The organism is Pigmentiphaga sp. GD03639, from assembly GCF_029845405.1.
GTDB classification, from domain to species: Bacteria; Pseudomonadota; Gammaproteobacteria; order Burkholderiales; family Burkholderiaceae_B; genus Pigmentiphaga; species Pigmentiphaga daeguensis.
The window spans coordinates 1-17,680 of the sequence record NZ_JAOCLR010000005.1; the positions used below are offsets into that span (position 1 = coordinate 1).

Sequence of the window (17,680 nt, forward strand, 5' to 3'; positions counted from 1 at the left end):
ACTGGTCACCGGCCGGGAATGGAAAGGCTCGGCCTTCGGCGGCGCCCGCGGACGCACCGACGTGCCCACCATCGTCGACTGGTACATGGACGGCAAGATCAAGATCGACGAGCTCATCACCCACACCCTGCCCCTCGAACGCATCAACGAGGGATTCGACCTCATGAAGAGCGGACAGTCGATACGCTCGGTCGTGCTGTACTAGAGCCGCGATGCCGGGGGCGCCGCCAGCCACGGCGTCCCCAGGCTGCCCACGTCATCGCATCCAAGCAGCGCCAGGACACGGTCGATGTCCTGGCGGACCAGGTCCAGCGCGGCCGCCACGCCCGCTTCTCCGGCCGCGGCCAGCCCGTACATGGGCAGGCGTCCCATCAGCACGCCACGCGCGCCCGAGGCCAGCGCCTTGACCACGTCGCCCCCACGGCGGATGCCGCCGTCCAGCAGCACGGGCCGATCGCCCGCGGCTTGCGCCACCGCGGGCAGCGCCTCCAGGCTGGCCGGCGCGCCATCGAGCTGGCGTCCGCCGTGGTTGGACACGATCATGCCGTCGACTCCCTCGGCGCAGGCACGGCGCGCGTCATCGGCGTGCAGAATGCCCTTGAGCCACAACGCGTGCGGCCAACGCCTGCGCAGCCGGCGCAAGGCCTCCCAGTCGAAGCCCGCGTCCATGCGCCGCTGCAGCAGCGCTGCCTGCGCCTGGGCGTTTCCCGCCGCGGCCGAGGCCAGGTTGGCCAGTTGCGGCACGCCATACCGCGCGACCTGCATCAGCCAACGGGGATGCGTCGCCACGTCCCATAACGTACGCGCCCGCCACCGCATGGGCAGGGAAAAACCATGACGCAGGTCGCGTTCGCGCCGGCCGCTGACCGGCACGTCGGTGGTCAGCACCAGATGCCGGTACCCCGCGGCCAGCGCCCGCTCGACCAGGCTGTCGGCCAGACCGCGTTCGATCACGTACAACTGGAACCACGGGTTGCCGCCCGCCCGCGCGACCGCTTCCAGGGTGCTGCAGGATGCCGTCGACAGCACGTACGGCACGCCGGCGCGCGCGGCGGCCCGGGCGGCCGCGACGTCGCCATCGGGCCAGAACAGCCCGGCCAGGCCGATGGGGGCAATGCCGACCGGCGACGACCACGTCTGGTCCAGGATCCGCACGGACTGGCTCCGCTCGCCGACGTCCCGCAAGGCCCTGGGCAACAGGAACACGGACTCGAAGGCCCGGCGGTTCGCACGCAGGGTCAGTTCCTCTTCGGCGCCACCATCCAGGTAGTCGAACACCATGCGCGGCAACCGGCGCCGGGCCAGGTGCCGCAGATCGCCGGCGTTCAAGGCGCGGGCCAGCGCCCGCACGGCCGTGCTCATTCGCCCGGCTTGAATTCGATGCGCCGGCCGACGTCGGACCAGTGGCGCAATTCGCTGGCGACGAAGGCGGGAAAATCCCTGGCGCCAGGGCCGTCCACGGTAGCACCGTAGTCTTTCCACAAGGCCTGGATCCTGTCCGTAGCCAAGGCCTGCGAAATCAGTCCACGCATGCGCTCGACCACCTCGGGGGCTACTTTGGCGGGGCCGAAGATGCCGTACCAGGTCGTCACGGAAAGATCCGGCACGCCGGCCTCGGCCAGCGTGGGAACCGACGGCAGCGCGGGAGAACGCTGGGCCGACGTGACCGCCAGCGCGCGCAGGGCGCCGCCGTGGATCTGGGTCAATGCGGTGGGCATGGTCTCGAACATCAGGTCGATCTGGCCGCCCAGCAGGTCGGTCAGCGCCGGCGCGCTGCCCCGGTAGTGCACGGCCTGCATCTTGGCGCCGGTCAGCAGCTTGAAGTGCTCGGTGGACAGGTGATGCAGCCCGCCCTTGCCCCCGGTGCCGTAGTTCAATCCCTGTTCGGAATTCCGACCGGCGCGGATCAGATCGGCCAGCGTCTTGAACGGCGACTCGTTGCGCACCAGCACCACGTTGGGCACGGTGGCGATCAACCCGATGGGCGCGAGATCGGTGGCCGTGTCGTAGGGCATCTTGGGATACGCGATGGGCAGGATCACGTGGTGGATGGCGCCGAAAAGGAAGGTGTGTCCGTCGGGCACGGCCTTGGCCACATTGTTCGCGCCTATCATGCCGGCCGCGCCGCCGACGTTCTCGACGATGAAGCGGCCGCCGGAGATTTCCGACATGGCCTGAGCCAGCGGCCGCGCCAGCGTGTCCAGCGAGCCGCCGGCGCTGGCCGGCACCACGAGACGTACCGGCTTGGCGCCGGGCCAGGCACCCGCGGCGCCGGACAGCGCGGGCATGAGCAGAACCGCCAGGGCCAGCAGGCGGCGAAAGGCAATGCGCATGAGTGTCTCCTCTTGTTCTGGATCGGATGGTGCCGCGCTGGCGCTACCCCTTGCCCTTGCCCGCCGAACCGGGCAGCTTGGCGATCTCGGCGATGGCTTCGTGGTCGGGCTCGAACCCCAGGCCAGGCCCGTGGGGCAGCTCCAGCCATCCGTCGCGCGGCTCGGGAATGTCGCGATAGAGCTTCTTCATCATGTCGACGGCCACGAGGTGCCACTCGACCCGCCCGCCGTGCGCCAGGCCGGCGTGCAGGTGCATGTTGTGCAGCGGGAACGCGCCGCCGTTGGCCACCGGCACGTTGTACGCCTCGGCCATGCCCGCGATCTTGGCCGCCTGGGTATAGCCGCCGCTGATGACGACGTTGGGCTGGGCGTAGTCCACCGCCCCGGCCGCGAGCATGTCGCGGAAGCGGTAGGCCAGCCCCTCGTTCTGGCCGGCCGCCACCGCGATGCCGGTGCGGCGGCGCAGGTCGGCCATCAACCGCACGTCGTTCTGGGTCACGGGTTCTTCGAAGAAGGCGATGCCGCAGTCGCGCACGGACAGCGCGAGCTTCTCGGCATGGAAGCCATCCAGGCTGCAGTTGGCGTCGATGTAGATCGAGGGCCCGGCCCCCACGGCCTCCCGTACGGCCGCAACGCGGCGCGCGTCCTCGCGGATGACCTCGTCCAGCGGCCGGGGTTCGTCGCGCCGCTGCAGCGCGCCGTGTCCCACCACCATCTTCAGGTGCGAGAAGCCATCGGCCACGCAGGCGCGCGCCGCCTCCGCCAGCGCGTCACGGTCCAGGAAGTTGAAACCGAAGGTCGTGTAGACCGGCACGCGCGATCGGGCGCCTCCCAGCAGCTTCCAGACCGGCAGTCCCAGCGCCTTGCCCTTGATGTCCCACAAGGCCACGTCCAGCGCCGCCACGGCGTGCATGCCATAGCCGGTCTGCCCGCGCGGACACAGCAGCCAGTACAACTTGTTCCAGGCCGCCTCGTGGTTCATCGGATCCAGGCCCACGAGCGCCGGCCCGGCCACCGCGTTGATGATGTGGGCCGCCACCTCCTCTTCCGTGATCGCGGTCAGGCCATGGCCGACGAGCCCATCGTCGGTCTCCACCTCGACATGGCAGGCCGACAGCGAGGTCGAACGGCGCACGCCTCCGGCCGCATAGTCCAGGGGCACGTTCAGAGGCGTGGCATGTACGCGAGCGATCTTCACCGGCATATCCTTGTGTCATGGCATGGTTGCGGCCGCGCACACGCGGCGCGACCCCAGGCATGCTGACAAAGGGCGGCGGCTCCCGCCATTGCTATTTTTTTCACGCAGGTTTCGCGTTTCGCGCATGCCTCCCGCGGACTCAGGCTGGCAACGGCTCCCGCTGCGCCGACTCGGCCAGGAACTCCGCCACCGACAGCGCCGCCGAGGAGATGTCCGGCGCGTGCCGATGGCACAGCACGAACTGACGCCGGGCCCAGGGCTCGGCGATCTCGACCTGGCGAAAAGCCTTGCTGACCGCCAGCCACCGGGCCACGCCCTGCGGCACCAGTCCCACGCCAAGCTCGGCCTGGATCATGGCCAGCATAGTGTCGAAGCTGCGGGCTCGCACTCGCACATTGAGCTTGCCGTCGCGGCTGGCCGCCAGCCGCACCAGCAGCATGGACAGCGCCGAGTCCTCGTTCAGCCCCACGAGGTCGCAGAGGAGGATGTCGTCGAAGCCTACCTGCCGGCGGCGCGCGAGCGGATGGCCGCGATGCGTGACCAGCACCAGCCGGTCCTCGCGATAGGGGCGAGCGCGCATGGTCGCCGGGGGCGCGCTGACGCCGGCCTCGTAGATGCCGACCTCGGCCGTTCCCTGCACCAGGGCCTTGATCACGCCGTAGCTGGTGCCCTCCTGCGTCTCGATGTCGATGTCCGGGAACGCCTCCTGATGGGCCCGGATATCCGCCGGCAGGAACTGCAACGCCGCCGACGTACAGGCCGCCACGCGCGCCAGGCCCTTGTGGCCTTGCGCATGGGCCACCGCGTCGTTGTGCATGCGCTCGACCGACTGCATCAGCGCGCGGGCGTGGGCAAGCAGGCCCCTGCCCGCGTCGGTGGGCACCATGCCGTGGGGCCGCCGTTGGAACAAGGCCACGCCGAACTGCGCCTCCAATTCCGCGATGCGGCGCGAGGCGGCGGTCACGGCCAGGCACTGCCGCCCGGCGGCGCGCGAGATGCTGCCGTGCTCGACCGTGGCGATGAAAAGGCGGATGGACGTCAGATCGAAGCGGATGCGGTCCAGGGCGAGGCGCCGGAGCGCGCCGGGCTCGTCCTTTGCGATGTACCGCGCGGCGGACCCGGGTGGGGTGTGCGGAGCTTTGCTCATGGCTGGCTTGTCGATGGGCGGCGATTCCTGTTAGCCTCGCGTGCCGGGACGCGAGCCGCCGGCTCCTGCGAGCCGGGCCCTCAAGCGTACCCGAAAGACTCACCGCCCCCGCCGCCGGCCATCGCGCCGGGCGGCCGCAAGGACCCCACATGCCCGAACTGATCAGCCTGCACCAGTGCTTCGGCGGCCAGCAGCGCTTCTACCGCCACGACTCGTCCACCATCGGCCTGCCGATGCGCTTCTCGGTCTTCCTGCCCACGCATGCCGAAGCGGGGCCCGTGCCGGTGCTGTTCTACCTGGCCGGCCTGACCTGCACCGAGGAAACCTTCATGATCAAGGCCGGCGCGCAGCGGTTCGCGCAGCAGCACGGCATCATGCTGGTGACGCCGGACACCAGCCCGCGCGGAGCAGGCCTGCCGGGCGAGACCGACAGCTGGGATTTCGGCGCCGGCGCCGGTTTCTACCTGGACGCGACCCAGGCGCCCTGGAATCGCCATTACCGGATGTACAGCTACATCGTGGACGAGTTGTTCGGGCTGGTGACGTCCGAACTGCCGGGCGATCCGGCGCGCGCCGGCATCTTCGGCCACTCCATGGGCGGCCACGGCGCGCTGGTGCTGGCCCTGCGCAATCCCGGCAAGTTCCGCTCGGTATCGGCATTCGCTCCCATCGCTCATCCGGTCGACTGCCCGTGGGGCCACAAGGCCTTCGGCAACTATCTCGGCCCCGACCGCGAGACCTGGAAGCAATACGACGCCACCGAATTGATGCGTGCCGCGCGGCAACCTTTCCCGGGAGGCATCCTGGTCGACCAGGGGCTGGCGGACCAGTTCCTGGAATCGCAGTTGCGGCCCGAGGCTTTCGAAGCCGCCTGCCAGGAGGCAGGCCAGCCGCTGGAGCTGCGCCGCCACGCGGGGTACGACCACGGCTATTACTTCATCTCGACATTCATGGAGGACCACATGGCCTTCCATGCCAGGGCCCTGGGCGCCTGAGCGCCCGGCCGTCCGGCATGGACGGCCGCCCCGTCCTCAGGACGCGGCCAGGGTGGCCCCTTCCCCGAAGCACAGCAGGAAACGGGTACCCCGGTGCAGTTCGTCGGTGCTGGACGTCACGGTCAGCCGCCATCCCTGGATGTCGCACACCCGCTTGGCAATCGCCAGGCCGAGGCCACGCTGGACGCCGGCCGCGTCCGCGACGGGCATCTGGCTGTCGCGCAGGCGGCCACTGTAGTAGCGCTCGAAGACGAATGGCAGGTCGCTGGCGGGAATGCCGGGGCCGTTGTCCGCGAGGGCCAGGCATTCGCCGGTCCAGCTCGCGGTCAGCGTGGCGGGCGCCGCGTGGTCGATGGCATTGCGCACGAGATTGCGCAGCACGATCAGGAGCCCGTAGCGATCCAGCCTGGGCACGGCGGTCTCGGGAACGTCGTTGGCCAGGACCAGTCCCGCGCGGTGGGCGCGTTCGGCCAGGCCGCTCCAGGCGTCGTCCAGGCAGGCCCTGAGCGAGACCTCGGTGCGCGGTCCGGCCTGGGCGCTGCTGATGGCGCGTGCCGTCTCCAGCGTCGACGCGATCTCGTCCACGGCATTCACGATGCGCGTCAGGCGCAGGCCCGCCTGCGCCGACGGCTCGGCTTCCAGCGCGATCAATTCGGCGTCGGTCCGGATGCTGGTCAGCGGCGTGCGGATCTCGTGGCTGAGGTTGGCCGAGAACTCGCGCTCCTGGGCAATGGACTGGTCCACCTTGTCCTGCATGCGATTGAAGGCTTCGATCAGGCGGCCCGCCTCGTCGCTGCGCACGACTTTCATGCCGGGGCTGCCTGGCGCCCACGACTCGATGCGGTCGGTCACCTCGACCATCGAGCCGACCACCCGGCCGGCCAGCGCCCGGGCGGTCCAGTATCCCAGCAGCGTGCAGGCCAGCCAGAGCCCCAGCAGGATGGCGCCGAACTCGTAGACGCGGTGCTCGTTGTCGGTCGCGTCGTAGCGCAGGTACACCCGCCCTTTCGTCGAATCCGCCACCGCCACGTGCCAGACCTGGCCCTCGGTGTTGAGCTGGTACTGGCCCGGGCCCAGCCGGGCCAGCACGCGCGGCACGTCGCCGTTCGTTCCTACCCAGGCGTGCAGGCTGGGGCCGAGCAGGATGTCGCTCCCGGTCCACACCATTTCGCCGGCCTCGAGGCGATGCACGAGACGCTCGGCCTCGGTCATCACGATCTGGTCGACGATGCGGTCTTCCTGCTGGTCCAGCACCAGATAGGCAACGACGGCCTGCACGCCCACGAACAGGGCGATGGCGAGCGTCAGCGCCCAGATGACCCGCTGCTTGAGCGTGGCGGGGCCGGCCATCAATCGTGCCCCGGCCCGCCGGACAGGCGGTACCCCACGCCGTGCACCGTCTCCAGTCCGTCGAAGCCCGCTTCCGACAAGGCCTTGCGCAGCAGGTGGATCTGGCTGCGCAAGGCGTCCTTTTCCGGCACGTCGCTGCCCCACAGGGCGCTTTCCAGGTCGGCGCGCGACACCACCCGGCCGGGGTCGCGAATCAGCACCTCGACGATGCGGCTCGCCTTGGGCGTCAGCCGCACCGGCCGCTCCGCCACGCGCACTTCGCGGGTACGGGCGTCGTAGGACAGCGCGCCGAAGCGGCGCACCGGATTGGCGACCTGGCCCGAGGCGCGGTTGAGCAAGGCCCGCACGCGCGCCTCGACCTCGGCCAGCGCATAGGGCTTGGTGACGTAGTCGTCGGCGCCATGGGAGAACGCGTCGAGCTTCTGCTGCAGTTCGTCGCGCGCCGTCAGCAGCAGCACGGGAGTGGCCTGGTGCAGTTCGGCGCGCAAGCGGTGCAGCACCGTCACCCCGTCCAGTCCCGGCAGGCCGATGTCGAGCAGGATGGCATCGAAGGCATCGGCCCCGAGCCGGTACAGCGCCGATGGGCCGTCGTAGGCGACATCGACGACGTAGCCCTTGGCCTCGAAATAGGCGCACAGGTTGGCCGAGATCGTCATGTCGTCTTCGACGATGAGCACGCGGGGATGGGGCGTCGTCATGGAAACCGGGGAAGCGCGGGTTTCCAAGTGTAAGCCGCTTTGCCCCGGCCGATGGTAAGGTCGCGGCAAAGCCGCCATCGCAAGGAAGCTTCATCCATGACATCGCTCGTCCGCGCATCGCGCCTGCTCTGGCTGGCCTGCGCCGCGTTCGCCACGGCGGCGCAGGCCGCCGCGCCCGATCCGGGCATCGACGCCAATCCCGAGGCGCAGACCGCCTACCTGCCCAAGCAGGCCGTCATGGGCCGGCGGTTCATGGCGGTCACCGCCCACCCGCTCGCCACCCAGGCCGCCTACCGCGTGCTCGAGCGAGGCGGCAGCGCGGTCGATGCCGCCATCGCCGCGCAGATGATGCTGGGCCTGGTCGAGCCGCAGTCCTCGGGACTGGGAGGCGGCGCCTTCCTGGTCCACTACGACGCCCGCCTGGGCCGGGTCACGGTCTTCGACGGCCGCGAGACGGCACCGGCCGGGGCCACCGCCGACCGCTTCATGCAAGGCGCCCGGCCCATGCGCTTCGCCTTTGCTGTCGACAGCGGCAAGTCGGTCGGCGTGCCCGGCCTGCTGCGCGCGCTGGAACTGGCGCATCGCCGGCATGGCAAGCTGCCCTGGCAGTCGCTGTTCGACGACGCGATCGACCGCGCGCGGCGAGGATTCCCGGTTTCGCAGCGCCTGGCCGCGCTGCTGCGGGACAACGACCGGCTGGCCGCCCAGTCCGCCGCGCGCGCCTATTTCTTCCATGCGGACGGCTCGGCCCTGCGCGAAGGGGAGCAATTGCGCAATCCCGCGCTTGCCCGCACGATGACGCGCATCGCCCGCGAAGGCGCCGACGCCTTCTACCGCGGACCGCTGGCCCGCGCCATGGTCGAGGCGGTGCGCGCCCACGAACGGCCAGGGGACCTGTCCACCTCGGACCTGGCGCGCTACGAGGCGCGCGAGCGCGAGGCGCTGTGCCGGCCCTACCGCCTCTACGTGATCTGCGGCGCGCCGCCGCCGGGCTCAGGCGGACTGGCCGTGCTGCAGATGCTGGCCGTGCTGGAGGCCACGCCCATCGCGCGGGCCCAACCCGAGTCGCTGGCCGCGGTGCATTATTTTTCCGAAGCGGGGCGGCTGGCCTATGCCGATCGCGACCGCTACGTGGCCGATCCCGATTTCGTGGACGTGCCGGTAGCCGCCCTGCTGGACCCAGCGTACCTGGCCCGGCGCGCGGCGCTGATCTCGGCCGACCGCTCGATGGGCCGGGCCGAGCCCGGCGAACCCGTGCACGGCGCGCTCGCCCGCCATGGCGCCGACGACACGCCCGCGCTGCCCTCGACCACCCACCTGTCCATCGTGGACGCCCAGGGCAACGCCGTCGCCATGACGTCCACGATCGAGCAGGCCTTCGGCAGCAAGATCCTGGTGGGCGGCTTCCTGCTCAACAACGAACTGACGGACTTCGCGCTGTCGCCGCGCGACGACCGAGGCGTGCCGGTGGCGAACCGGGTCGAGCCCGGCAAGCGCCCGCGCAGCACCATGGCGCCCACCATCGTCCTGCGCGCCGGCGGCGAAACCCCGCGGCTGCGGCTGGTGGTGGGCTCGCCCGGCGGCAGCGCCATCGCCAACTACGTGGCCCAGGCGCTGCTGGCCAACCTGACCTGGGGCCTGGACATCCAGAGCGCCATCGACCTGCCCCACTACGGCAGCCGCAACCACGCCACGGAACTGGAAAGAGACCCCAGGCTGGAAAGCCTGGCTCCCGCCCTGCGCGCCATGGGGCACCCGGTGTCGGTCTCGTCCATGCCCAGCGGGCTGCACGGCATCGAGGTCCTGAGCAACGGACTGCTCAGGGCCGGCGCCGATCCGCGGCGCGAAGGCACCGCATCGGGACGCTAGGCGCTCGCCCCAAACCCGGGCACGCGGGGAACCAATTTGGTGAAAATGGCGTCCATTCTGGTCCGGTTGGCGCCGCATGGCTACATCCAGTAGTACATGTATGCCGCCGGAGCCCCCTAGGGGCGGCCATAGCCTCTAGAATCTCCGTTTCAGCATTCCAGGCCACGCCGGACGTCCAAGATCCGTGACTGACTCCTCCCTTTCTTCCCCAAGGGTGCGCTCGTTTGCCGCCCGCATGCTTCTCCCGGCCCTGGCATTGTCGGCCGGCCTCCTGGCCGCCGCTCCCGCCAGCGCTTTCGATTTCTTCGATGTCGCCCGCCGCGCCAAGGAACTCGCCGGCGAAAAATACAAGGCGCCCACGAGCCAGCTTCCCAAGGAACTGCGCGACCTCAAGTACGCCGAATACCAGCAGATCCAGCCCAAGCGCGACAAGTATCTGTGGGCCGACGGCCGCACCGCGTTCCAGATCGCCTTCCATCACCAGGGCATGGCCTTCGACCTGCCGGTCAAGATCAACGAGATCGATGCCGAAGGCGTCCGCGAGATCAAATACGATCCCGCCGACTTCGATTTCGGCCCCCGCCAGGTCGATGCCAAGCTGCTGCGCGGCCTGGGTTTCGCCGGCTTCCGCGTCCTCTATCCGCTGAACGATCCCGCCAAGCGCGACGATGAACTCGCGTCCTTCCTGGGCGCCAGCTACTTCCGCGTGGTCGGCAAGGGCCAGGTCTATGGCGTATCGGCCCGCGGCCTGGCCATCGACACCGCCGTGCCCTCGGGCGAGGAATTCCCCCGCTTCCGGGAATTCTGGATCGCGCGGCCCGCCAACAGCGACAAGCACATCGTGATCTACGCGCTGCTGGACTCGCCCCGTGCCACCGGCGCCTACCGGTTCACCATCACCCCGGGCGAGGACAGCCTGGTCGAGGTCCGTTCGCGCGTCTACCTGCGCGCCCCGGTCGCCAAGCTGGGCATCGCCAGCATGGCCAGCATGTATCTATATGGCGCGGCGCAGCCTTCCGGCACCGCCAACTACCGGCCGGAACTGCACGACTCCGACGGCCTGGCCTTCCACGCCGGCAACGGCGAATGGCTCTGGCGCCCGCTGAACAATCCCCGCCGCCTGGCCAACAGTTCGTTCATGGTCGAGAATCCGCGCGGCTTCGGCTTGCAGCAGCGGGCGCGGGATTTCCGCCAGTACGAGGACCTGGACGACCGCTACGACCTGCGTCCCACGCTCTGGGTCGAGCCCGCGGGCAACTGGGGCAAGGGCCGGGTGGAACTGGTCGAGATTCCGACCGCGGACGAAACCAACGACAACATCGTCGCGTTCTGGGTGCCCGAGCACCAGCCCAAGCCCGGCACGGCGCTGGAAATGAACTACACCCTGCGCTGGACGCGCAACGAGGCGGGGCTGCAGGACCCCAAGCTGGCCCGCGTGCTGCAGACCCGGCGCTCGGTGGGCGAGACGCGCGGCACCGACCTGATCCGCCGACCCGACGGCAGCACCGCGTTCCTGATCGACTTCTCGGCCCCGGCTCCGGCCAAGCCCAAGGATCCTCCGCTGCCTGTTTCCCTGAACTTCTCCACCGGCGGCAATGCCGACGTGCTCGAGAACAGCCTGCGCCGCAATCCGGTCACCGGCGGCTGGCGCGTCACGCTGAGGATCAAGGTCAAGGATCCGACCAAGCCGGTGGAGATGCGCGCGGGCCTGGTCAACGGGCAGAACGCCGTTTCCGAGACCTGGAGCTACCAGTTGCCAGGCTATGAAACGGGTGAGTGATTCCATGTCCGCAGCGATCGACGAAGACGCCCTGCGCGCGGGCGAGGCCGATGCCCAGGAGCGCACCCTGCTCGAGGCCTACGGCCCCGAACTGGACGAATACGGTGTCGTCCGCCGCGACGAAGCCGGACGCGTGTGCGTACAGACCGCGCCAGCCATCAAACGCTCGTCCATGGTGCCCGAACCCTGGGTCACCAATCCCTTCGTGCGCGGCTGGCGCCGCGTGCAGGGCCGGATGCACAAGACGCGCGCCGAGCGGCTCGCCCGCCCGCCCGAGCCGCGCTGGAAGATCGCCGGCAGGCTGCGCCGGCTGACCCTGCTGGTGGCCGTGGTGGCGCAGACCGCCGTTGCCACCTGGTACATGAAGGCGGTCCTGCCCTACCAGGGCGGGCAGATCCTGGAAGTCGCGATCCTGCTGCTGTTCGCGCTGCTGTTCTGCTGGGTCTCGGCCGGTTTCTGGACCGCGCTGATGGGCTTCCTCCAGTTGCTGATGGGACGCGACCGCTACAGCATCTCGGCCACCGTGGCCGAAGGCGTGCCCATATCCGCCGGCACCCGTACCGCCCTGGTCATGCCCATCTGCAACGAAGACGTAGGCCGGGTATTCGCGGGGCTGCGCGCGACCTACGAATCGGTCGCGCGGGCCGGCGTCCTGGACAAGTTCGACTTCTTCATCCTGAGCGACAGCTACAAGCCGGACAACTGCGTGCAGGAACAGCGCGCCTGGGTCGAGCTGTGCAAGACGGTCGAGGGTTTCGGCCGTATCCATTACCGGCGGCGCCGGCGGCGCGTCAAGCGCAAGAGCGGCAACATCGACGATTTCTGCCGGCGCTGGGGCGGCGAGTACGACTACATGGTGGTACTGGACGCCGACAGCGTGATGAGCGGCGAATGCCTCAAGCGCCTGGTCGTGCTGATGGACGCCAATCCCGAGGCCGGCATCATCCAGAGCGCCCCGCGCGCCTCGGGCATGGACAGCCTGTACGCGCGCGTGCAGCAGTTCGCCACCCGGGTCTACGGGCCGCTCTTCACGGCCGGCCTGCATTTCTGGCAGCTGGGCGAGTCCCACTACTGGGGCCACAACGCCATCATCCGCCTGGAGCCCTTCATCCAGCACTGTGCGCTGGCGCCGCTGCCCGGCAAGGGCAGCTTCGCCGGCGCCATCCTGTCGCACGACTTCGTCGAGGCCGCGCTGATGCGGCGCGCCGGCTGGGGCGTCTGGATCGCCTACGACCTGCCTGGCAGCTACGAGGAACTGCCGCCCAACCTGCTGGATGAACTGCAGCGCGACCAGCGCTGGTGCCAGGGCAACCTGATGAACTTCCGGCTGTTCCTGATCAAGGGCCTGCACCCCGTACACCGCGCCGTGTTCCTGACCGGCGTCATGTCCTACCTGTCAGCGCCGCTGTGGTTCCTGTTCCTGGCGCTGTCCACCGCGCTGCTGGCGGTCCACACGCTGACCGAGCCGCAGTATTTCGTCACGCCGCACCAGTTGTTCCCGATCTGGCCGCAGTGGCATCCGGAGGAGGCCATCGCGCTGTTCTCGACCACGGCGGTGCTGCTCTTCCTGCCCAAGATACTGAGCGTGCTGCTGGTCTGGGTGAAAGGCGCGCAGGGCTACGCGGGCTCGGGCAAGCTTTTGTGGTCCATGCTGCTGGAGGTCTTGTTCTCCATGCTGCTGGCGCCGATCCGCATGCTGTTCCATACCCGCTTCGTGGTGGCGGCGTTCCTGGGCTGGAAGGTGCAATGGAAATCGCCGGCCCGCGCCAACAACGAGACGCCCTGGCGCGAAGCCTTCCGGCGCCACGGCCTGCAGACGCTGCTGGGCGTGTGCTGGGGCCTGCTGGTCGCCTGGCTGAATCCGAACTTTCTGTGGTGGATGATCCCCATCCTGGCTTCGCTGCTGCTGGCCATCCCGCTGTCGGTGATGTCCAGCCGCGTCAGCCTGGGGAAAGGCGCCTTCGAAGACGGGTTGTTCTGCATACCCGAGGAAACATCTCCGCCGCGCGAGCTCCACGACACCGCGCGCTACAACGAGGAAAACCAGGCCCGTCCCGCGCCCGGATTCATGGATGCGCTGACGGACCCCGCCGCCAACGCGCTGGCGCGCGCCTTCGCCACCGGCCGCCACCTGCCCGGCCACCCGCTGATCGAGGCGGCGCGCGCGCGGCTGGTCGACGAGGTACTGGAAAAGCATCCCGAACACCTGCCGGATCCCACGCGCATGCGATTGCTGGACGACCCCGAAGTCCTGGCCCGCGTGCACCGGGCGCTGGCCCGGCCGGCGGCCCAGGTCCGCGCGGCCTGACCCCCTTTCCCAGGACGCTGCCATGCAAGACGGAAAACGAAAGACGACGACGCGGCGACTGCTGGGCGCCTGCCTGGCGGCCCTCGTGGCCCTTGGCGGAGCCAGCGCCGCGATGGCACAGACCGCGGCCGACATGGACGCGCGGCTCGACACGCTGTTCGGCGAACATGCGCCCTATCGCGGGTTCTTCGACAAGCTGAAACAGGCCGTCGCAACCGGGGACAAGGCGGCGGTCGCCGCGATGGTCGACTATCCTTTCCGGACCCGCGTGGAAGGCAAGGCCGTGACGATACGCGATGCGGGCCACTTCATCGCGGACTACGACAGCATCGTCACGCCCAAGGTCAAGGATGCCGTCTCGCGGCAGGCCTACCCTGAGCTCTTCGCCAACTGGCAGGGCATCTCCATCGGCTCGGGCGAAATCTGGTTCGGCGGCGTCGGCAAGCGCAACGACGTGAAGATCACGGCCATCAATCACTGAGGCACAGGGGCCGGCCCGATCCCGCGCCTACTCGCCGCCGGCTTCGCCCGGCCCCGGCAGGCCTTTCCGCCCACGGGCTTCGCGCCTGAGTTCCTTCGGCGTCACGGCCCGCAGCCTGCGCATGACCGCCGTCATGTGGCTGTGGCTGGAAAACCCGGCGGACCGGGCGATCTCCGCCAGCGGCAGGGACGTCGTGGTGACCAGGCGCTCGGCCCGCTCCAGCCGGAGGCGCAGGAGATATTGGTGCGGCGGCTGGCCGGTCATCTGCCGGAAAGCCCGCAGGAAATGGCTGGGGGACAGGCCCGCCACCCGGGCCAGCACTTCGACGGACATGTCTTCCGCCACGTGAGCCTGGATATGGTCATGTACCCTGCGCCAGGCGGCTGGGGCCATGCCGCCCGCCGGCCTGGCCCGGCCGCGCCCGGCCAGCGATGAATGATGCCGCAGCAGGGACGTCGCGAACAGCGTGGACAGGGCATCCAGGCAGAGCGGATTGGATGCTTCGCCGCGCTCCAGTTCCGCCTTGAGCATCTTCGCCAGCGGCATCATCCTCGCATCCACGGTGCCCAAGGGCGGCGGATGCAGCTCGAAATCGGTCCGGCCGAACTCGAGGCCCGCCAACCGCGCAAGATGCCTGGGCTCCAGGGCGACCAGCAGGTTTTCCTTGTCGACCAGCCACCGCGCGGAAAAGTCCGAGCCGGTCGGAATGATTTCCAGCGCTCCCGCAGGAGCAAGGCCGGCGACTCGGCGATCACTGTTGAGCGAGACCAGGCGCCCCGGCTGCGGGGTGAACAGGACCAGCGCCATGTGCGACAACGGGCGCAGGAAGATCTCGTTCGGGCCGACGCGGGTACGGGTAGCTGCGACCCCGCCCGATTCGTACTTCGGCCCCCAATGATCCGGAATGTCGCCAAGCAAGACCGCCATCTCCCCCCTTGTCGCCGCCCCGCCGATCACCCTGTCAAAAACTCATCATTCTCGTACATTCCGACTATTTTCCATCCCATTTTAACGAACATCAGGTAAGTGGTTGCTACCATTTCTACCGATGGAGAAATGCGGTTCTCCAGGACATGCCGACATTCGTGGCGGCAAATGGAGAGAAAGAAAATGACGATGCGATTTCACGGGGCCCGCAAGGCCGCCTGCCTGTTTGCCCTTGCCGCCCTGGGGGGATGCGCCGCCCTGGACAGGATGGAGCGCGAGAACTTCCAGCGCGCGTGCGACAACCTGGGCATCGCGCGCGGCACGCCGGCCTACGACCAGTGCATGCTGCAGCAGCAGGCGATGGAGAACGCGAACACCCAGAAAATGCTCGACCGACAGACCGAACGAGAGGTGCTGAAGCATCGCCACTGACACCGGCGGATCAGGGACCGGCCATGAGTTCCGCCTTGCGCTACGCTTATCGACGCAATGTCCTGACGCTCAAGGCCGCGGGCGAGGATATCGTCTTTCCCGGGCGTATCGTTCTGGTCGTCGCGTTCGAGCGGTCGCTGGCGGTGCTGGTCGAGCCCGACCGGCGGCACGGCGGCGAAAACGTGTATGGCATCGGACTCGACGGAACGATTCTGTGGCAGATCCCGCGGCTATCGTATCCGTCGCAGGCCGGCCCTTATGTCGGCATGGCGCGGCGTGGCGATGACCTCGCGGCCTGGAACACGCAGGGGACGACCCTGACCCTGCGGCCGGTCACCGGCAGGCTGCGGGACGTACAGGCATCCGCTCCGGCCGCTGCCGAGCGGCCGCGGCTGCCCGGTGCCGCGTTCGCGCGCGAGCGCGGCGCCGGCCGCAGGCTTTCCTGAACGCAGACGCGCCAGGCCGGACACGGCGTGATCAAACAGGCAGGTCGATGTCCAGCATCAGGTAGGACAGGGACTTGCCGTGCGCGTCGCGCGCCAGCGAGATCGTCACGCCGCCGCCCAGCGCCCCTTCGATGACGAAGTTCAGCGCGCGCAGGCGCGGCAGCTCGTAGCGCGTGACCGGCCCGCTGGCCAGGTGCGCATAGGCGCGCATGACGCGCTCCTCGGTCAGTTCCCGGCGCAGGATGTCCCAGGCTGCCTGGTCGTAGGCGATGACCGAGACGTTCGAGGTGTTTCCCTTGTCGCCGGCGCGCGAATGAGCCAGTTCGTGGACCTTGGTGCTCACGGGACGCTCCTCCTGTTCTGTTCGTTCACGGCCGCTCCTCGATGACGACCTCGGGATGGACCAGATGGCGCGGCAGCAGCAGCGAACGCACACCGATGACCTCGCGCAGCGCCTCCAGCGTGCCGCCGCCGCCCGCCGGACCGTTGACGTTGAGCGTGCGCATCTCGAACCCCACCGCCTGCGCGGCCTTCCTGTCCGGGCTGCGCGCCGCCACGCGCAGCCGCACCTCATAGGGCTCGGGCCGCCCCGCGCCCATGCCGTGCAGGCTGCTCATGCCTATGTAGTCCACCCGTATCTCCGGATACGAGAACCCACGCAGCTTCAGGCGCTCGCGCACGATCTGCTCGGACAGGCGGGCCCGGGCCACCGCGTTGGGGCCGGCATAGCCGACTTCGCCTTCGCCTATCCAGCCATCGTGGTAGCCCACCACGACCTTGTAGGTATCGGTGCGCGGGGCCGCGCGCGTGCCGCGAAAGCCCACGCGGTCGGGACCCAGTTGCTCGAACTCGGCCTCGGTAATGTCCAGCACGCAGTCGGGCGTGATGTAGCGCGCCGGATCGTGGATCTCGTACAGCGCCTGCTCGGTGCATGTCGCCACGTCCAGGCGGCCGCCCGAGCCGGCGACCTTGCCGAGCCGGACCGAGCCGTCGGCATCGACGTCGGCATAAGGAAAGCCGATGCGCGCCATGTCCGGCACGTCCTTCTTCCCGGGGTCGGCAAAACAGCCTCCGGTCAATTGCGCCGCGCACTCCAGCAAGTGGCCGGTGAAGGTGCCGGCCGCCAGGCGGGGATAGTCGTCATAGGACCACCCGAGTCCATGCAGCATGCAGCCCACGAACATCGACGGATCGGCCACGCGCCCCGTCACCACGATCTGCGCGTCCCGGGCCAATGCCTCGCGGACGATGTCCGCGCCCAGGTAGGCGTTGGCCGCGGCCATGCGCGGCAGCAGCGACTCCACCGGCTCGCCGGTGTCGAGCAGCCGGAGCTCGGGATGCGCGCGCACGATCTCGGTCACGTCGTCGCCCACCACGGCTGCCACCACCGGCGGCGGCAGCCCCAGCGACAGCGCGTCGCGCCGGATGACGCGCGCCGCCCCCAGCGGATTGGCCGCGCCCATGTTGGTGACGATGCGGATGCCCGCCTGCATGCAAGCGGGCATCACCATGCGCAGGCGGTCCCGCATGTAGGGCGTGTAGCCGGTCTCGGGATCCTTGATCCGCGACAGCGTCTCGCGCGCGATGGTCCGTTCGGCCAGGCACTCGAAGACGAGGTAGTCCAGCTCGCCGCGCTCGGCCAGCTCCAGCGCCGGCTCGAACCGGTCGTCGGAAAATCCCGCACCGGCGCCGATGCGCACGCGCGTCTTGGTCATG

General features: G+C 69.3%; 16 protein-coding genes and 1 pseudogene. 8 read left to right on the forward strand and 9 right to left on the reverse strand.

What is annotated here, in order from left to right:
* A pseudogene (locus N5K27_RS06675) lies at positions 1–205 on the forward strand (S-(hydroxymethyl)glutathione dehydrogenase); the annotation flags it as partial.
* Here the strand turns inward: N5K27_RS06675 and N5K27_RS06680 are convergent.
* From N5K27_RS06680 to N5K27_RS06695, 4 genes are all read right to left on the reverse strand, one after another.
* A complete protein-coding gene (locus tag N5K27_RS06680; RefSeq protein WP_087839753.1) occupies positions 202–1,362 on the reverse strand; it encodes an alpha-hydroxy acid oxidase in 1,161 nt (386 codons plus the stop codon). The pseudogene N5K27_RS06675 and the gene N5K27_RS06680 overlap by 4 nt on opposite strands.
* Positions 1,359–2,333, reverse strand: coding sequence for a tripartite tricarboxylate transporter substrate binding protein (locus N5K27_RS06685; RefSeq protein ID WP_087839754.1), 975 nt, complete (start codon positions 2,331–2,333; stop codon positions 1,359–1,361). The genes N5K27_RS06680 and N5K27_RS06685 overlap by 4 nt, the downstream gene beginning before the upstream one ends.
* Positions 2,334–2,376: 43 nt before the next feature.
* Entirely contained in the window at positions 2,377–3,531 is a 1,155-nt protein-coding gene (locus N5K27_RS06690) for a mandelate racemase/muconate lactonizing enzyme family protein (RefSeq protein ID WP_087839822.1), read from the reverse strand.
* Positions 3,532–3,670: 139 nt separating this feature from the next.
* Positions 3,671–4,678 carry a LysR family transcriptional regulator gene (locus N5K27_RS06695; protein ID WP_279815363.1) on the reverse strand — a complete coding sequence of 336 codons (1,008 nt, stop codon included), beginning with the start codon at positions 4,676–4,678 and terminating at the stop codon, positions 3,671–3,673.
* A gap of 149 nt (positions 4,679–4,827) precedes the next feature.
* Here N5K27_RS06695 and fghA point away from each other — a divergent pair, with 149 nt between their 5' ends.
* Complete coding sequence (gene fghA, locus N5K27_RS06700; protein WP_087839756.1) at positions 4,828–5,673, forward strand: S-formylglutathione hydrolase; 846 nt, start codon at positions 4,828–4,830, stop codon at positions 5,671–5,673.
* 36 nt (positions 5,674–5,709) lie between these two features.
* Here the strand turns inward: fghA and N5K27_RS06705 are convergent, their stop codons facing one another.
* Both N5K27_RS06705 and N5K27_RS06710 read right to left on the reverse strand, forming a co-directional pair.
* The gene (locus N5K27_RS06705) at positions 5,710–7,023 is read right to left on the reverse strand and encodes a HAMP domain-containing sensor histidine kinase (RefSeq protein WP_087839757.1); all 1,314 of its coding nucleotides are present in this window, start codon (positions 7,021–7,023) and stop codon (positions 5,710–5,712) included.
* Positions 7,023–7,721 carry a response regulator transcription factor gene (locus N5K27_RS06710; protein WP_087839758.1) on the reverse strand — a complete coding sequence of 233 codons (699 nt, stop codon included), beginning with the start codon at positions 7,719–7,721 and terminating at the stop codon, positions 7,023–7,025. The genes N5K27_RS06705 and N5K27_RS06710 overlap by 1 nt, the downstream gene beginning before the upstream one ends.
* 96 nt (positions 7,722–7,817) lie before the next feature.
* Between N5K27_RS06710 and ggt the strand changes: the two genes are divergently transcribed.
* From ggt to N5K27_RS06730, 4 genes are all read left to right on the forward strand, one after another.
* Complete coding sequence (gene ggt / locus N5K27_RS06715; protein WP_132980629.1) at positions 7,818–9,590, forward strand: gamma-glutamyltransferase; 1,773 nt, start codon at positions 7,818–7,820, stop codon at positions 9,588–9,590.
* Between the two features lie 235 nt (positions 9,591–9,825).
* On the forward strand, positions 9,826–11,370 hold the full coding sequence (locus N5K27_RS06720; RefSeq protein ID WP_087839760.1) for a glucan biosynthesis protein G: 1,545 nt from the start codon (positions 9,826–9,828) through the stop codon (positions 11,368–11,370).
* A gap of 4 nt (positions 11,371–11,374) precedes the next feature.
* Positions 11,375–13,678 (forward strand): glucans biosynthesis glucosyltransferase MdoH, encoded by a 2,304-nt coding sequence (gene mdoH, locus N5K27_RS06725; RefSeq protein WP_279815368.1) that lies wholly within the window; start codon positions 11,375–11,377, stop codon positions 13,676–13,678.
* A gap of 22 nt (positions 13,679–13,700) precedes the next feature.
* Positions 13,701–14,159: a hypothetical protein gene (locus N5K27_RS06730; RefSeq protein ID WP_087839762.1), complete on the forward strand. Its 459-nt coding sequence runs from the start codon at positions 13,701–13,703 to the stop codon at positions 14,157–14,159.
* Positions 14,160–14,186: 27 nt separating this feature from the next.
* Here the strand turns inward: N5K27_RS06730 and N5K27_RS06735 are convergent, their stop codons facing one another.
* Positions 14,187–15,086: an AraC family transcriptional regulator gene (locus tag N5K27_RS06735; RefSeq protein WP_279815370.1), complete on the reverse strand. Its 900-nt coding sequence runs from the start codon at positions 15,084–15,086 to the stop codon at positions 14,187–14,189.
* Between the two features lie 183 nt (positions 15,087–15,269).
* Here N5K27_RS06735 and N5K27_RS06740 point away from each other — a divergent pair, with 183 nt between their 5' ends.
* Together N5K27_RS06740 and N5K27_RS06745 are read left to right on the forward strand one after the other, a co-directional pair.
* On the forward strand, positions 15,270–15,518 hold the full coding sequence (locus tag N5K27_RS06740; RefSeq protein ID WP_087839764.1) for a hypothetical protein: 249 nt from the start codon (positions 15,270–15,272) through the stop codon (positions 15,516–15,518).
* Between the two features lie 23 nt (positions 15,519–15,541).
* Positions 15,542–15,964: a hypothetical protein gene (locus N5K27_RS06745; RefSeq protein WP_132980631.1), complete on the forward strand. Its 423-nt coding sequence runs from the start codon at positions 15,542–15,544 to the stop codon at positions 15,962–15,964.
* 31 nt (positions 15,965–15,995) lie between these two features.
* Here the strand turns inward: N5K27_RS06745 and N5K27_RS06750 are convergent, their stop codons facing one another.
* Both N5K27_RS06750 and N5K27_RS06755 read right to left on the reverse strand, forming a co-directional pair.
* Positions 15,996–16,307 carry a hypothetical protein gene (locus N5K27_RS06750; RefSeq protein ID WP_087839766.1) on the reverse strand — a complete coding sequence of 104 codons (312 nt, stop codon included), beginning with the start codon at positions 16,305–16,307 and terminating at the stop codon, positions 15,996–15,998.
* Between the two features lie 25 nt (positions 16,308–16,332).
* Positions 16,333–17,679: an acyclic terpene utilization AtuA family protein gene (locus tag N5K27_RS06755; protein WP_087839767.1), complete on the reverse strand. Its 1,347-nt coding sequence runs from the start codon at positions 17,677–17,679 to the stop codon at positions 16,333–16,335.
* Between the last annotated feature and the right edge of the window lies 1 nt (position 17,680).

Excerpts from the sequence above, each read along its gene's own strand:
- N5K27_RS06680 (WP_087839753.1), bottom strand. The coding sequence starts at position 1,362 with ATGAGCACGGCCGTGCGGGCGCTGGCCCGCGCCTTGAACGCCGGCGAT.
- N5K27_RS06685 (WP_087839754.1), bottom strand. The coding sequence starts at position 2,333 with ATGCGCATTGCCTTTCGCCGCCTGCTGGCCCTGGCGGTTCTGCTCATG.
- N5K27_RS06695 (WP_279815363.1), bottom strand. The coding sequence starts at position 4,678 with ATGAGCAAAGCTCCGCACACCCCACCCGGGTCCGCCGCGCGGTACATC.
- fghA (WP_087839756.1), top strand. The coding sequence starts at position 4,828 with ATGCCCGAACTGATCAGCCTGCACCAGTGCTTCGGCGGCCAGCAGCGC.
- N5K27_RS06705 (WP_087839757.1), bottom strand. The coding sequence starts at position 7,023 with ATGGCCGGCCCCGCCACGCTCAAGCAGCGGGTCATCTGGGCGCTGACG.
- N5K27_RS06710 (WP_087839758.1), bottom strand. The coding sequence starts at position 7,721 with ATGACGACGCCCCATCCCCGCGTGCTCATCGTCGAAGACGACATGACG.
- ggt (WP_132980629.1), top strand. The coding sequence starts at position 7,818 with ATGACATCGCTCGTCCGCGCATCGCGCCTGCTCTGGCTGGCCTGCGCC.
- N5K27_RS06720 (WP_087839760.1), top strand. The coding sequence starts at position 9,826 with ATGCTTCTCCCGGCCCTGGCATTGTCGGCCGGCCTCCTGGCCGCCGCT.
- mdoH (WP_279815368.1), top strand. The coding sequence starts at position 11,375 with ATGTCCGCAGCGATCGACGAAGACGCCCTGCGCGCGGGCGAGGCCGAT.
- N5K27_RS06730 (WP_087839762.1), top strand. The coding sequence starts at position 13,701 with ATGCAAGACGGAAAACGAAAGACGACGACGCGGCGACTGCTGGGCGCC.
- N5K27_RS06735 (WP_279815370.1), bottom strand. The coding sequence starts at position 15,086 with ATGGCGGTCTTGCTTGGCGACATTCCGGATCATTGGGGGCCGAAGTAC.
- N5K27_RS06740 (WP_087839764.1), top strand. The coding sequence starts at position 15,270 with ATGACGATGCGATTTCACGGGGCCCGCAAGGCCGCCTGCCTGTTTGCC.
- N5K27_RS06745 (WP_132980631.1), top strand. The coding sequence starts at position 15,542 with ATGAGTTCCGCCTTGCGCTACGCTTATCGACGCAATGTCCTGACGCTC.
- N5K27_RS06755 (WP_087839767.1), bottom strand. The coding sequence starts at position 17,679 with ATGACCAAGACGCGCGTGCGCATCGGCGCCGGTGCGGGATTTTCCGAC.